Raw genomic sequence first — 14,397 nt, forward strand, 5'->3', positions numbered from 1 at the left:
GTCAGGCGGGCAGTTCGACCGAGACGGCGGCCTGGGCCGCCAGGCCTTCATTGCGGCCGGTGAAGCCAAGCCCCTCGCTGGTGGTGGCCTTCACGCTGACGGCGTCCAGCGGCAGATTTAGTAGTTTCGCCAGTCGTTCGCGCATCGCCAGACGGTGCGGCTTTACCTTGGGATGTTCGCAGATCAGTGTGACGTCCACGTTGATGATGCGTCCGCCGCGCGCGGCCACCCGCTCTGCTGCATATACCAAAAACCGATCGGAGGACGCGCCCTTCCATTGCGGGTCGCTGGGTGGGAAATGGTCGCCGATGTCGCCGTCAGCGATGGCGCCCAGGATGGCGTCAGTCAGGGCGTGCAGGCCCGCATCGGCGTCCGAATGGCCGATCAGGGTCTGGTCGTGCGGAATCTCGACCCCGCACAGCCAGACCGACGAACCGGGGCCCCAGCGATGAACATCGAAGCCCTGTCCGATGCGAACGACGGTGCGGGGTGCGGCAAGCGCCTCGGCCATAGCGAAATCCTCAGGATAGGTCAGTTTCAGAAGGCGGGGATCGCCGGGGATCCGTCGGACACGGCCGCCTGTGCGCTCGACGACGGCGGCTTCGTCGGTCGCCGTCTCATCGTTCGGCCAGGCGGCATAGGCGTCGCGGATGGTCTTCAGGCGGAAGGCCTGAGGAGTCTGGGCGCGCCAGAGGCGGTCGCGATCGACGCCGCCGACAATGAAATCGCCCTCGGTGCGGCGCAGGCTGTCGGCGACGGCGAGTGCGGGCAGGGCGCCGTCAGCGTCCTTAAGGCCCTGCAGCAGCGCCTCTATGATGTCGGCGCTCAGGAAAGGCCGGGCGGCGTCGTGGATCATCACAGGCTCAGCGCCATCCGCCGTCAGCGCCGCCAGACCAGCCCGAACCGAGGCGGCCCGGGTCGCGCCGCCGGGCACGGCGCGCCAGCCGGACAGCCCGGCCAGAGCCGCTTGCGCCGTCGCTTCGGCGTCGGCGGCGATCACTACCACGACCTCCCGAGCGCCGGCCTTCAAGAGTGCCTCGACGGACCAGGCGATCACCGGACGTCCGGCGACGACGCGCCACTGCTTGGCGCCTCCGGCCCGCGAGCCTGAACCGGCGGCCACGACAATCGCTGAGAATCCCATGACGGCCTTCTAGGCGTCCCGGTATCGCTTGACGAGAGGGGGCGCCTTCGGTGCTAAGGAAGCCGAATGAAGACTGGCCTGAAAATTGGGGATGTGCAGATCGACGGGCGGGTGCTGATGGCGCCCATGACCGGGATCACCGACCTGCCGTTCCGGGTGCTGGCGTCAAAGCTGGGAGCCGCCTATGTGGCGACAGAGATGGTGGCCGCTGCCGAGCTGGCGCGCGCCCGACCCGACGTGGTGCGCCGTGCAGCCGTAGGCGGAGAGTTGCCGCTAACGGTGATCCAGTTGGTTGGCGGCAACGCTGAGGCTATGGCCGAGGGCGCGCGCATGGCCGAGAAGGCGGGCGCTGACATTGTCGATCTGAACTTCGGCTGTCCCGCCAAGGAAGTGACCGGCGCGGCCTGTGGTTCAGCCTTGATGCGGACGCCGGATCAGGCGGCGCGGATCATGGAAGCGGTCGTCCAGGCGGTCAGCCGGCCGGTGACGGTCAAAATGCGTCTGGGCTGGGATGAGAACAGCCTGAACGCGGCTGATCTGGCGCGCCGGGCCGAGGCGCTGGGCGTGGCGGCGGTGACGGTGCACGGACGCACCCGCAAGCAGTTCTATACCGGGGTCGCCGACTGGGACGCTGTGGCCGAGGTGAAGCAGGCTGTCGCCATCCCGGTTATCGTCAACGGCGACATCATCACCGCCGAACAGGCGCGCGAGGCGTTGAGGCGTTCGGGCGCCGATGGCCTGATGCTGGGTCGAGGCGTCTATGGCCGCCCATGGTTGGCGGCGCATCTGGAACGCGCCTTGATGGACGGCGCGCGACTCAGCGAGCCGGATCGCGAGGAGCGTCTGGCCATCGTCATCGAGCATATGCGGGCGTCCACCGCCTTCTATGGCCTGCCTTTGGGGCTTAAGATGTTCCGCAAGCACTTGGGCTGGTACATCGAACAGGCGCCTTGGCCGGCTGATCCGGGCGAGCGGCGCGCGGCCAAGGCGCGTCTGTGCCGCCTGGAGACGCCCGAGGCGGTGGAGGAGGCTCTGGCCGCGCTCTGGCTTGATGTGAAGCATTCTCGCAACTTCGATGTTGAAAACAAGCCACAGGTAGTCAAAGCTGTCGCCTGATGTCGGACCCCGCCGCCCAGGCTGATCAACACGGCTCAGAGCCATCGCTCTGGGGGCGGTTGGCTGGCGGTCGGGCGCGAGCCCTGTTCGGAACGGCCTACGCCGTCGCATTCAGCGTCACGGCGGCGGCGATCTGGCTGGTCGCCATCGCCCCCGGCGCCGCGGCAGGCGGAGATGCACGTACGGCGGCCAGTCAGGCGGTGCTGTTCATCCTGCTGGCCAATCTGATCCTGATTTTCGGGCTGGCCTTTGTCATCGGCGTGCGGGTGCTGCGCCTGTTCCGTAACCGTTACGACCCGGGCGCGCGCCTGCATCTGCGGTTCGTGACGCTGTTTTCGCTGGTCTCGGTCGTGCCGGCCGTGTTGATCGCCCTGGTGTTCGGCGTTTTGGTCAACCGGGGCGTGGATCAGTGGTTCAGCACGAACGTCCGTTCCGCGGTCGAGAACGGAGCGGAAATCGGCCGCGCCTATGTTGCCGACGTCGGCGCCGGGCTGGAGGTTGATATGGAGACCATGTCGACTGAGCTTGGCGGCGTGCGGGGGCTCTTCGACAACCGAATCCAGTTTTCGCGCGCCCTGTCCCAGATCGGCGACTTCTTCGGCTATCCGGCGCTCTACATCCTCGACGAAAACGGACGCGTGATGGCCAGCGGCGAGCAGCCCGCAGCGCCCCCCTATGTCGCGCCTCCCCGCGAGGCTTTTGAAACTGTCGCAGGCGGCGAGGTCGCGCCGACCACGGTGACCGAAAATCCGGACACCGTTCGGGCGCTCTACCCCCTGCCGGATTACGGAAACGCCTATCTCTATGTCGTGCGTCCGTTGGCGCCGGGCCTGATCCAGCGGATGCGTAACGGCGAGGAATCAATCACCGCCTATCGCGCTGCGGAGGAAAGCCGCGCCCGCATCCAGGCGGCTTTCGCTCTCAGCTACCTGGAGACGGCCCTGCTGGTCCTGGTCGGGGCGGTCTGGCTGGCCATGTCGGCGGCCAGTTCGATTTCGGCGCCGATCGGGCGGCTGGTGAAGGCGGCCGATCAGGTGGCGGGCGGTGATCTGGACGCTCGCGTCGACAACATGGGTGCGCCTGCGGAACTCATAGTATTGTCCGAGGCGTTCAACCGCATGACGCAGGACATCAAGACCCAGCAGGCGGCGCTGAAGACGGCTTCGGACGAGGCGCAGGGACGAAGCCTGTTCATCGAAACCGTTCTGTCTGGCGTGAGCGCGGGGGTGATCGGTCTGGACCGAACAAGACGAATCTCGGCCATCAATGACAGCGCAAGTTTCTTGCTGGGACTGGACCCGGAGCAGGTTCAGGGACGCCGTCTGGCCGAGGTCGCCCCTGAACTCGGCGAATTGTCCGAGCGGGGCGAGGCTCATATTGAGGAAGATATTGATGTCAGCCGCAACGGCGAGGCTCTGCGTTTGCGTGTTCGTATTGAGGGCGGGCAGGGCGGCGAGATGGTGCTGACTTTTGACGACATCACACGGCTGGTCACGGCTCAGCGGAACGCGGCATGGCGCGACGTAGCGCGACGCATCGCTCACGAGATCAAGAACCCGCTGACGCCGATCCAGCTGTCGGCCGAACGTCTGCGCCGCCGGTATCGCGATCAGGTCGGCGACGATGTGGAAGTGTTCGATCGCTGTACGGAAACCATTATCCGCCAAGTCGGCGATATCGGCCGGATGGTGGATGAATTCTCGTCCTTCGCCCGTATGCCGGCACCTCGTTTTTCTCATGAAAACCCGGCCGAGATGTTGCGTGAGGCGGTGTTCGCCCAGCGAGTGGCGGCCGGCGACATCGGTGTCGATCTGATCGAGCCCTTGCCGGACGTGACGATGCAGGCCGACGACCGCATGGTTCGCCAGGCGTTGGCCAACATCCTGAAGAACGCGGGCGAGGCGGTCGCCGCTCGACGCGAGCGGGACGCGACGACGAAGCCTGGACTGGGCATCATCGCCCAACTGACCGTCGAGAACGGGGTCGCCGCATTCGTCATCGAGGACGACGGGGTCGGCTTGCCGGCCAAGGACAGGGATCGGCTGACCGAACCCTATGTGACGACGCGCGAGAAGGGGACTGGCCTGGGCCTGGCCATCGTCAAGCGCATCTGTGAAGACCACGGCGGAGAGCTGAAGCTGGCCGACGCCGAAACATTGTCAGGCGCGCGCGTGTGCCTGACCTTCCCCCTGAGCCAGGATCATAAGGCTGTCGCCCGCGCCTCTGGCGCGACGCGCACGGCGGAGTAAGAGAGGCGTCATGAAAAGCACCGGTGCCGACATTCTGGTCGTCGACGACGAGGCCGATATCCGCGAACTGGTCTCAGGCTTGCTTGAGGATGAAGGTCATGCCGTCCGAACGGCCGCCAACTCGGACGAGGCCCTGGCTGCGATCAAGGCGCGCAAGCCGTCCCTCGCGGTCCTCGATATCTGGATGCAGGGCGGTGGCCTGGACGGCCTTGAGTTGCTGGACGTGGTGCGCGAACTGGATGCGGATCTTCCCGTCGTAATGATCTCGGGCCACGGCAATATCGAGACGGCGGTCAGCGCGCTGAAACGCGGCGCCTATGACTTCATCGAAAAGCCTTTCAAGTCTGATCGCCTGGTGGTGGTGGTCGAGCGCGCGTTGGAAGCCGCTTCTCTGAGGCGGGAGAACCGCCGCCTACGCGCCCAGACGCTGACGCCCAGCGGATTGATCGGCAAGTCGGTGGCGGCGCAGGCGCTGCGCAGCACCATATCCAAGGTGGCGGCTGCAAACAGCCGTATCCTGATCGCGGGTCCACCCGGGTCCGGCAAAGAACTAGCGGCGCGTCAGATTCACGAGGCCAGCCCGCGCGCTAGGGCCGAGTTTGTCGCCATCTCGGCCGCCGGCATGACGCCCGAACGTCTGGATGTTGAACTGTTCGGCGAAGAAGGCGGCGACGGCCGACCGCGCAAGATCGGCGTCTTCGAGCAGGCTCACAACGGCACCCTGTTCCTGGATGACGTGGCCGACATGCCGCGCGAAAGCCAGAGCCGCATCCTGCGCGTCCTGGTCGAACAGCGCTTCCGCAGGGTCGGCGGCGAACAGGACGTTCAGGTCGATGTGCGGGTCATCAGTTCGACTTCGCGCGATCTGCGCGTCGAGATCAGCGAAGGCCGCTTCCGCGAGGATCTGTTCCATCGTCTGAACGTCGTGCCGATTCGCGTGCCGCCGCTGTCTGAACGACGCGAGGATATCGCTGAACTGGTCGAGTATTTCATCGACAGCCTGTCGGCGTCCCAGGGGCTGCCGCACCGTCGTATCGCCGATGACGCCCTGGCTGTGCTTCAGGTCCATCCCTGGCCGGGCAATGTGCGCCAGTTGCGCAACAACATCGAACGCCTGCTGATCCTGGCGACCGGCGGTCCGGACGAACCGATCACGGCGGACATGCTGCCGCAGGAGGTAGCGTCGTCCGCCAGCCCGACCTCTCTGGGCGCCGACCGGATCATCGCCCTGCCGTTGCGTGAGGCGCGAGAGGTGTTCGAGCGGGAATATCTGTCGGCCCAGATCATGCGGTTCGGCGGAAACATCTCGCGCACAGCGGCCTTCATCGGCATGGAAAGATCTGCGTTGCATCGCAAGCTGAAGTCGCTGGGCGTGTCGCCCGCACGCGGCGGAGACGAGGAAGGAGAGGGCGCCTGATGTCCAGGGTCGCCTATGTAAACGGGATCTATCAGCCGCACGGTCAGGCCGTGGTCCATATCGAGGATCGCGGGTTCCAGTTCGCCGACGGCGTCTACGAGGTCTGGTCGGTATTCGACGGCAAGCTGGCTGACTATCAGGGTCACCTGAGCCGATTGGCCCGTAGTCTGACGGAACTGCGGATCGAGATTCCCATGTCGGCCGACTCTCTGGGCATCGTGCTGCGCGAGACGATCCGCCGGAACCGGGTGCGGAACGGCATCGTCTACATCCAGATCACGCGCGGCACCGCGCCGCGAGACCACGCCTTTCCGCAGGATGTGGCGCCCAGCGTCATCATCACCGCCAAGTCGATCGACCTGAGGAAGGGCGAGGCCCTGGCCGCCAGGGGCGCGGCCGGCGTCACCCACCCCGACATGCGCTGGGGTCGTTGCGACATCAAGACGGTCGGCCTTCTGCCCAATGCCTTGGCCAAGCAGGCGGCGCGCGAGCGCGGCGCCTATGAGGCCATCCTGTTCGATGAAATGGGCATGGTGACCGAGGGCTCATCGACCAACGCCTGGATCATCGATGAGAACGGCAAGCTGCGGACCCGCGACACCCAGGCCAACATCCTGCGCGGCATCACCCGTGCGGCGATTCTGAAGCTGGTCGAGGCCGAGGGGATCGAACTGGACGAGCGCGCCTTCAGCGTCGAGGAAGCCAAGCGCGCCCGCGAAGTCTTCGTCACGGCGGCCAGCTCCTTCGTCATGCCGATCGTTTCGCTGGACGGAACCCGCATCGGCGACGGCAAGCCCGGCCCGGTGGCGACCCGTCTACGCGAGATTTATCTGGAACAGGCGCGCCGCGAGGCCATTTAAGGCGTTGCCGCACCGGCGGGGGCGTGGCTAAGGTCGCGAATGCGGGCCGCGTCTCGCCACGCGGCCATACCGCCGTTGATGAAAAGACCAAGAACAGGATCAACCTGCCATGTCGCAAGACAAACGACAGAACCTCCAGGACACCTTCCTGAACAGCGTCCGCAAGACGAAGACCCCGCTGACCATCTTCCTGGTGAACGGCGTCAAGCTTCAGGGCATCGTCACCTGGTTCGACAACTTCTGTGTGCTGCTGCGTCGCGATGGCCAATCGCAGCTGGTCTACAAGCACGCCATCTCGACCATCATGCCGTCCGCGCCCGTGCAACTGTACGAGCCCGACGCCGAAGAAGACTGATTGACCTCCAAACTCATTGACCACGCCGTCCCGCTGATCCGGGCCGTCGTCATCCACCCCGACCGCCGCGGCGACAATGCGCGCCACGCGACCGAGCGCCTGGAAGAAGCCGTGGGCCTGGCCCAGGCGCTGGACCTCGACGTGCGGGCGCAGGAAGTCGTGCGCCTGCGCTCGGTCACGCCCGCCACCCTGATCGGCCGGGGCAAGCTGGAAGAGATTTCGGCCTTGATCCTGGCCGCCGACGCCGAAGCGGTCGTCGTCGACGATCAGCTGACGCCGGTGCAGCAGCGCAACCTGGAGCGCTTCTGGGATATCAAGGTCATCGACCGGACGGGCTTGATCCTAGAAATCTTCGGCCGCCGCGCCCGCACTCGCGAGGGGCGGCTGCAGGTCGAACTGGCCCGCTTGGAATACGAGCGATCCCGTCTGGTCCGCACGTGGACCCACCTGGAGCGCCAGCGCGGCGGCACCGGCGGCACCGGCGGCCCCGGCGAAACCCAGATCGAGCTGGACCGGCGGATGATCGCCGACCGCATCGTGCGCCTGAAGGCCGAACTGGAAGAGGTGCGCCGCACGCGCGGCCTGCACCGCAAGGCGCGCAAACAGGTTCCGTTCCCGTCGGTCGCCCTGGTCGGATACACCAATGCGGGCAAGTCGACGCTGTTCAACCGGCTGACCGGAGCCGAGGTGATGGCCAAGGATCTGCTGTTCGCCACCCTCGACACCACCCAGCGCACCATTCGCCTGCCGCAGGGGCGACCAGCCATCATCGCCGACACCGTCGGCTTCGTCTCGGACCTGCCGCACGAACTGGTCGAGAGCTTCCGCGCCACGCTGGAAGAGGTCGGCGAGGCCGATCTGATCCTGCACGTGCGCGACATCGCCTCGCCCGACAGCGCCGCCCAGGCCAAGGACGTCGAGGCGGTGCTGGAACAGATACCCACGCCTGAAGGCAAGTCGCGTCGCATTCTTGAGGTCTGGAACAAGATCGACCTGCTGGAGCCGGAAACGCGCGAGGCCGTGGTCGGCCAGGCCGAGCGCCTGGCGCGCGAGAGACAGGCCGTGGCCGTCTCCGCCTGGACCGGCGAGGGGATCGAGACCCTGCGTGAGATCATCGCCGGGCTGATCGACGATGATCCGGAGACCCACCTGACGGTCGAGCCGCACCGCGGCGACCTGTTGGCCTGGCTCTACGCCAACGGCCGGGTGACGGGGCGCGAGACGGATGATGAGGGTCGGGTTCACCTGACGGTCCGGTTGCATCCCGCCGCGCTGGGGCGGCTTGAGCGGCTGTATCCGGACGTGATCGACTGATCCTGTCATGCATCTGATCGAGACCATCCTCTTTCTGCTGCTGGCCGTGGTGCTGTCGGGATGGGTGGCTCGCATCACGCGCATCGCCCTGCCGCTGGTGCAGATCGCCCTGGGGGCGGGGGTGGTGCTGATCACGGGGCAGTCGGTTGATCTGAGGCCGGATGTCTTCTTCCTGTTGTTCCTGCCGCCGCTGCTGTTTGTGGACGGCTGGCGCATCCCCAAGGAGGCCCTGTTTCGGGACAAGGTGGTGATCCTGGAGTTGGCGCTGGGACTGGTGGTCTTCACCGTCGTCGGCCTGGGCTTCCTGATCCACTGGATGATCCCAGGCATGCCGCTGGCAGTAGCTTTCGCCTTGGCGGCGATCCTGTCGCCGACGGACCCGATTGCGGTCCAGGCCATTGCCGGGCGCGCGCCGATCCCCAAGCGACTGATGCACATCTTAGAGGGCGAGTCGCTGTTGAACGACGCGACGGGCCTGACCTGTATGCGGATCGCGGTGATCGCGGCGACCACAGGCGCCTTTTCTCTATCCAGCGCCTTCGGAACCTTCGCCTGGCTTGCGCTGGCGGGCGTGGCGGTGGGCATCGCCGTCACCCTGTCCATCGGCCTGGTGAAGGCCTTCATCAGCCGTCGCTGGGGCGAGGACGTCGGCGGCCAGATCCTGATCAGTCTGCTGATGCCGTTCGCAGCCTATCTGGCGGCCGAAGCGATCCACGCCTCGGGCATTCTGGCGGCGGTGGCGGCCGGCGTGACCATGAGCTTCACCGAGCGCCAGGGCTCGGCGTTGGCCGCGACCCGCATCCGGCGCGCCGTGGTGTGGGACACGGTGCAGTTCGTCGCCAACGGCCTGATCTTCGTCATCCTGGGCGAGCAGATGCCGTCCATCATGGCCCGCGCAGCCGAAGTGATCCGCTCCACCCAGCACAGCGAGGTCTGGTGGCTGGCCGTCTATGTCTTCGCCATCGTCGCGGCATTGGCGGTTCTGCGCTTTGTCTGGGTGTGGACGTCGCTGAAGCTGACCCTGTTCCGTCGCAAGGGCCGTAGCGCGCCGCCCAAGGTGGGTCTGCGGCTGGTGGCCGTCATGTCGCTGGCCGGAGTGCGGGGGGCGATCACCCTGGCGGGCATACTGACGCTGCCGTTTTATCTGAGCGACGGTTCGGCCATGCCGGCGCGAAATCTGGCGATCTTCTTGGCGGCGGGGGTGATCATCGTTTCCCTGGTGCTGGCGACGGTCGCCCTGCCGCGCCTGCTGAAAGGCGTGCAGCTTCCGCCCGAGGACGATCATCAGGCCGAGGAGAACCGATCCCGCGTCGCCGCCGCCTGGGCCGCCATTCGCGCTATCGAAGACGCTCAGCACGCCATGGCCGAGGGCAAGCTGGACCCGGACTTCTACGCCGAAACGGCGACGCGGGTGATGGAGGTCTATCGCCACCGCATCGACATGCGCGCCAGCATGGAGGCCGACGCCGTGGTCCAGGCCCGCCGCGCCGACGAGATCGAGCGCCGCCTGCGCCTGACCGGCCTAGCGGCGGAGCGTGAGGAACTGGTGCGTCTGGGCCGGCAGCGGCTGATCGACGAAGAGACGGCGCGCAAGCTGATCCGCGAAATCGACCTGCAGGAATTGCGCTACGCCTAGGCCGTCGAGGCGATCCAGGCGGCCAGGTCGGCGTAACTTCCGAACACCTGATGCGCCCCGGCCTGTTTCAGACGCTGAGGGTGATCGCCGCGGATATGACCGCCCACGCACAGGCCGACGACCGTCATGCCCGCTGCGGATCCGGCCAGGACGCCGGTAGGGCTGTCCTCGATCACCAGGGTGCGTTCCGGCGCGGCCTTCATGGCCTCAGCGGCGTACAGGAACAGGTCCGGATGCGGCTTGCCCCGGCTGACGTGGACTGCGGCGCTGAAGATCGGTCCGGCGAAGACGTTATGAGCGCCGAAATGGCGTAGGCCCAGTTCGATCCAGTCGGGCGGGCTGGACGAGGCGATGCAGCGCCGCTCGTTGCGTCCGGCCAGGAAGGCGTCGAACCCCGCGACGGCCGTCAGGTCGCGTCGGGCGCGGTCATGACAGCGACGGGTCCACTCGGCCTGAACGCCGGGCGGGCAGGGCGCGCCCAGTCGTTCCGAAATGATCGGCTCGCAGTCCAGCCAGCGCTTGCCCAGATAGGTCGCCAGGGCGTCGTCCAGCGTGGTCGGCAGGCCGATTTCGCTGAGCAGTTCGGCCATCACCGCATTATTCAACAGCTCGCTGTCGGCGATAACCCCGTCGTAGTCGAAGATGATGAGGTCGAACGGCCCCCGGTTCACGCTCGCTCGGCCGCCTTGGCGGCGTCCCACAGGGCGTCCATCTCGGGCAGGTCGGACTGTTCCGGCGTGCGGCCGTCCTTCTTCAGTTCGGCCTCGATGAATTCGAAGCGGCGCACGAATTTGGCGTTGGCGGCGCGCAGGGCGTCTTCCGGCTCGACCTCCAGCTTGCGGGCCAGGTTGGCGACGACGAACAGCAGGTCGCCCAACTCCTCGCGGGCCTTGTCCTTGTCGCCGGCGGCGATCTCGACGCGCAGTTCCTCGACCTCTTCGGCCAGCTTGTCGAAGACCTCGTCGGTCGAGGGCCAGTCGAAGCCGACGCGGCCCGCGCGCTTGGTCAGCTTGGCCGCGCGGGTCAGGGCGGGGAGGCCGACCGGGACGTCGTCCAGCACGCCATGCTGTTCCTTGGCCTTGCGCTCGGCGGCCTTGATGTCTTCCCAGCGCGCCTTCTGGGCGGGACCGCTGGCCTTGGCGGCCTCGTCGCCGAAAACGTGCGGGTGGCGACGAACCAGCTTGTCAGCCATGGCCTCGGCCACGTCTTCCAGGCGGAAATGACCAGCTTCCTCAGCCATGCGCGAGTGGAAGACGACCTGGAACAGCAGGTCGCCCAGCTCGACCCTCAGCTCGTCCATGTCGCCGCGCTCGATGGCGTCGGCGACCTCATAGGCTTCCTCGATCGTATAGGGAGCGATGGTCTGGAAGGTTTGCTCCACGTCCCAGGGACAGCCGCCGTTCGGATCGCGCAGGCGAACCATGATGTCCTTCAGGCGGTCGACGGGGTGGGTCATTCAGGCGTGTCCGGCGTCTCTTTGCGCCAGGGCGGCGCGGATTTCATCATGCCGCTGCGGCGTCAGGGGATAGCCCTTCAGCACCCAGGCGGTGGCCGCCAATAGCAGGCCCGGCACGGCGATGAACAGGATCTGCAGGATCAGTAGCGAGAACTCGCTGTTCCCCTCCGGCCCGGGCAGGGCCTTGAACCCGACCAAAGGCAGGATGGCGTAGGGGATCAGGGCGAAGACGTGACCCATCTTGGTCGTGGCCGACAGGATGGAGAACATCAGGCCGGTGCGGTCCACGCCCGTCTCCAGCCGCACCTCATCGCCCGCGTCCGCCATCATGGCGCGCAGCAGGAACAGGCCCGCCGCATAGGGCAGGCCGGCGATGAACATGGCGACCGCCGTCAGGGCGAAGTTGCCGCCGGGAACCAGGGTCGCGCCGACATAGAAGACGGCGAAGATCAGGCTGGCCACGGCCAGGGCGCGATCCTTGCCGATCTTGGTCGCCAGCCAGGCCCAGATGGGCGCCCCGACCAGGCCCGCCATGAAGTAGATCAGCATGAACAGCGACGCCTGGGTGTGGTCGTAGCCCTTGATCTGGCCGAAGAAGAAGAACAGCAGCGACCCCGTGATGCCCGGCGCGATGCCCAGCAGCAGGTCGGCGATCAGCAGCTTGCGCACCGTCTTCATCTTGAACAGGGCCAGGTAGGCGCTGGGCCCGCCGTGCGGCGCAGCGCCGGCGTTGACGGGCTCAGGCACGGCGATCATGGCCAGGCCGATGGTCAGCGGCAGGGCGACGATGATGGCCCATCCCATGATCCGCACGCCGTCGGCGTAGTCGCCGATACCCGTCTTCACCACGATGGTCGGCAGGATCAGGATCAGGATCACGCCGATGATGTTGAACACCTGCCACCAGCCGTAGACCCGGCTGCGCTGGTCATACTGCGGCGCCAGGACGGCTGCCCAGCCCAGTTGGCCCAGCGTCCCCATGGAGAAGCCGAGGTAGAGGACCAGCAGCCAGGCGAACAGATAGACCGGCCCGGCGCCCGGCTGGACCGTTACGAACATCATCAGCGCCGCCAGCATCAGGATCGGAGTCGCCACCGCCATCCACGGGCGATAGCGGCCCAGGCGCGTGCGCGTCTTGTCCATGCCCCAGCCGATGAAGGGGTCGAACAGGATGTCGATCAGCCGCACCGCCATGAAGACGGCGGCGACCATGCCCATCTCGACGCCGACGTGGGTGGCGTAGAATTCCGGCAGAGTGACCGGCAGAGCCACGCCGAAGGCCGCCAACGGCAGGCACGGGCCTGAGAAGGCGGCCAGGATGGCGTTGGACCGGCGCGGCGCGTCGGGCGCGGCGATGGCGGACGAAGGCGCGGCGGTTGCGGTCATGCGGTCACGGCCCGATCGCGGCGCGAGTCGGCCGCAACCGTCACCATGCAGGTTTTCGGCGATGGCGCGAAGACCGGCGGAAGGGGTTGCGGCGACTCTCATCCTGGGGCCTGCTGTGGTCATGTGGAAAGCGTCCGCCTCTCTCTTCGCCGCCCTGACCGTAGTCGGCCTCGCCGGGCAGGCGCATGCCGAGGCGCCTGAACCGATTCCGACGGCCCAGATCTGCGACCGCGCGCCGGGCGCATGGGACGACACGGCCGAGGCGAACGCCATATCGCTCTACGCCTTGGAGTGGACGCCGTTCGGGCCCTCGGAACTGGGCTGGGAAGCCTATGTGCCGCTGATGCAGCAAGAGGTCGGTTCGCCCTGCGATCCGACGTCGGCGGGTTTCGCCGAGGCCCTGGCGGCGTTTCAGGGGCGGTATAGGCTGACGGCCAGCGGGCGGTTCGATCAGGCGACCTTCCAGGTGCTGCGCGGCCTGTGGCAGGAGCGGCGGCCATTCGTCATGGCGCGAGTGAGGGGAGAATGCCCCGATCCGCCGCCCGTCGGCGACCTGGCCTATCTGACGACGGGCGAGGAGCACGCCGAGCGCCTGACGCGCCTGCTGCGTCGCGACGTGCTCGACGCCTATCGCGCCATGGCGGCGGCGGCCCGCGCCGAAGTTCCTGAGATCGCCGCCGAGCCGGAACTGCTGCGGGTCTTCTCCTCCTTCCGCGATCCCGAGGCTGACGCGGCGCGATGCGCGCGCGACGGCAATTGCGACGGCCTGCGCCGCGCCGTCTGTTCACCGCACCGGACGGGGACGGCGGTCGATCTGTATGTCGGCCACCTGCAGGGCATGGGGGTTGATTCCACCGACGTTCACAGCCGTCGCCATATGAGCCAGACCCCGACCTATCGTTGGTTGGTCAAGAACGCCGGGCGGTTCGGCTTCGTGCCCTACGTCTATGAGCCCTGGCACTGGGAGTGGGTCGGTCGATGATCCGACCGCTGGCGTATGGCGAGGCGGCGCTGGCGCGCGAGGTGTTCGGGCGCGACCTGCGGCTGGACGACATCCGCTTTCTGGGCTCGCCCTGGCCGTTCGACCGCGCCTTCGTGCCGGGGCGCTGGTTTGGGCGCGACTGGATCGTCTGGCCCAAGGCGAGCCTGGCGCCGGATTTGTCGCAGGCGCCGCTGCGGAGCCAGGCCGTCTTCATTCACGAACTGGTTCACGTCTGGCAGGCTCAGAACGGCGTCAACCTGCTGACCGGAAAGCTGAAGGCGGGCGACGGACCGGGCGCCTACGCCTATCCGGTGGATGAGCGCTGCGATTGGATCGCCCTGAACATCGAACAGCAGGCCATGGTGGTCGAGCACCGCTTTTTGCAGTCACGGGGCGCACGGGTTCCAGCTGATCCCGCCTTCTACGCGCGGGTTTGTCCCATCGGGTTGTCGGATTTTTGAGAGGAGGGGCTTGCGGCGCCG

Annotated in this window: 13 protein-coding genes; 9 read left to right on the forward strand and 4 right to left on the reverse strand. The window is 66.9% G+C overall.

Annotated elements, in window-relative coordinates:
• Position 1 precedes the first annotated feature (1 nt).
• Positions 2-1,144, reverse strand: coding sequence for a bifunctional 2-C-methyl-D-erythritol 4-phosphate cytidylyltransferase/2-C-methyl-D-erythritol 2,4-cyclodiphosphate synthase (locus AC3A3G_RS00295; RefSeq protein WP_487487265.1), 1,143 nt, complete (start codon positions 1,142-1,144; stop codon positions 2-4).
• 66 nt (positions 1,145-1,210) lie between these two features.
• Here AC3A3G_RS00295 and dusB point away from each other — a divergent pair, with 66 nt between their 5' ends.
• The 7 genes from dusB (at position 1,211) to AC3A3G_RS00330 (ending at position 10,091) form a co-directional block, all read left to right on the forward strand.
• Positions 1,211-2,260 carry a tRNA dihydrouridine synthase DusB gene (dusB, locus tag AC3A3G_RS00300; RefSeq protein WP_487487266.1) on the forward strand — a complete coding sequence of 350 codons (1,050 nt, stop codon included), beginning with the start codon at positions 1,211-1,213 and terminating at the stop codon, positions 2,258-2,260.
• Positions 2,260-4,509 (forward strand): sensor histidine kinase NtrY-like, encoded by a 2,250-nt coding sequence (locus AC3A3G_RS00305; RefSeq protein ID WP_487487267.1) that lies wholly within the window; start codon positions 2,260-2,262, stop codon positions 4,507-4,509. Before dusB ends, AC3A3G_RS00305 begins: the two co-directional genes overlap by 1 nt.
• Before the next feature lie 10 nt (positions 4,510-4,519).
• Positions 4,520-5,926, forward strand: a complete 1,407-nt coding sequence (gene ntrX / locus AC3A3G_RS00310) for a nitrogen assimilation response regulator NtrX (protein WP_200165099.1) — start codon at positions 4,520-4,522, stop codon at positions 5,924-5,926.
• Positions 5,926-6,786, forward strand: a complete 861-nt coding sequence (locus tag AC3A3G_RS00315) for a D-amino-acid transaminase (protein WP_487487268.1) — start codon at positions 5,926-5,928, stop codon at positions 6,784-6,786. Before ntrX ends, AC3A3G_RS00315 begins: the two co-directional genes overlap by 1 nt.
• Positions 6,787-6,895: 109 nt before the next feature.
• Positions 6,896-7,141, forward strand: a complete 246-nt coding sequence (gene hfq, locus AC3A3G_RS00320; protein ID WP_003164861.1) for an RNA chaperone Hfq — start codon at positions 6,896-6,898, stop codon at positions 7,139-7,141.
• Positions 7,142-8,455: a GTPase HflX gene (gene hflX, locus AC3A3G_RS00325; RefSeq protein ID WP_487487269.1), complete on the forward strand. Its 1,314-nt coding sequence runs from the start codon at positions 7,142-7,144 to the stop codon at positions 8,453-8,455.
• A gap of 7 nt (positions 8,456-8,462) precedes the next feature.
• Positions 8,463-10,091, forward strand: a complete 1,629-nt coding sequence (locus AC3A3G_RS00330; protein WP_368922695.1) for a Na+/H+ antiporter — start codon at positions 8,463-8,465, stop codon at positions 10,089-10,091.
• Here the strand turns inward: AC3A3G_RS00330 and AC3A3G_RS00335 are convergent.
• The 3 genes from AC3A3G_RS00335 to AC3A3G_RS00345 are packed head-to-tail and all read right to left on the reverse strand — an operon-like array spanning position 10,088 to position 12,933.
• Positions 10,088-10,762, reverse strand: coding sequence for an HAD family hydrolase (locus tag AC3A3G_RS00335; RefSeq protein WP_368922693.1), 675 nt, complete (start codon positions 10,760-10,762; stop codon positions 10,088-10,090). The two genes, AC3A3G_RS00330 and AC3A3G_RS00335, sit on opposite strands and share 4 nt — an antisense overlap.
• Positions 10,759-11,547: a nucleoside triphosphate pyrophosphohydrolase gene (gene mazG / locus AC3A3G_RS00340; RefSeq protein WP_200165095.1), complete on the reverse strand. Its 789-nt coding sequence runs from the start codon at positions 11,545-11,547 to the stop codon at positions 10,759-10,761. Before mazG ends, AC3A3G_RS00335 begins: the two co-directional genes overlap by 4 nt.
• Complete coding sequence (locus AC3A3G_RS00345; protein WP_487487270.1) at positions 11,548-12,933, reverse strand: MFS transporter; 1,386 nt, start codon at positions 12,931-12,933, stop codon at positions 11,548-11,550.
• Positions 12,934-12,994: 61 nt separating this feature from the next.
• Between AC3A3G_RS00345 and AC3A3G_RS00350 the strand changes: the two genes are divergently transcribed.
• On the forward strand, positions 12,995-13,915 hold the full coding sequence (locus AC3A3G_RS00350) for a D-alanyl-D-alanine carboxypeptidase family protein (protein WP_487487271.1): 921 nt from the start codon (positions 12,995-12,997) through the stop codon (positions 13,913-13,915).
• The gene (locus AC3A3G_RS00355) at positions 13,912-14,376 is read left to right on the forward strand and encodes an NUDIX hydrolase (protein ID WP_487487272.1); all 465 of its coding nucleotides are present in this window, start codon (positions 13,912-13,914) and stop codon (positions 14,374-14,376) included. The genes AC3A3G_RS00350 and AC3A3G_RS00355 overlap by 4 nt, the downstream gene beginning before the upstream one ends.
• The last annotated feature ends 21 nt before the right edge of the window (positions 14,377-14,397 follow it).

It is taken from the genome of Brevundimonas sp. Soil_N_31, from assembly GCF_057655995.1.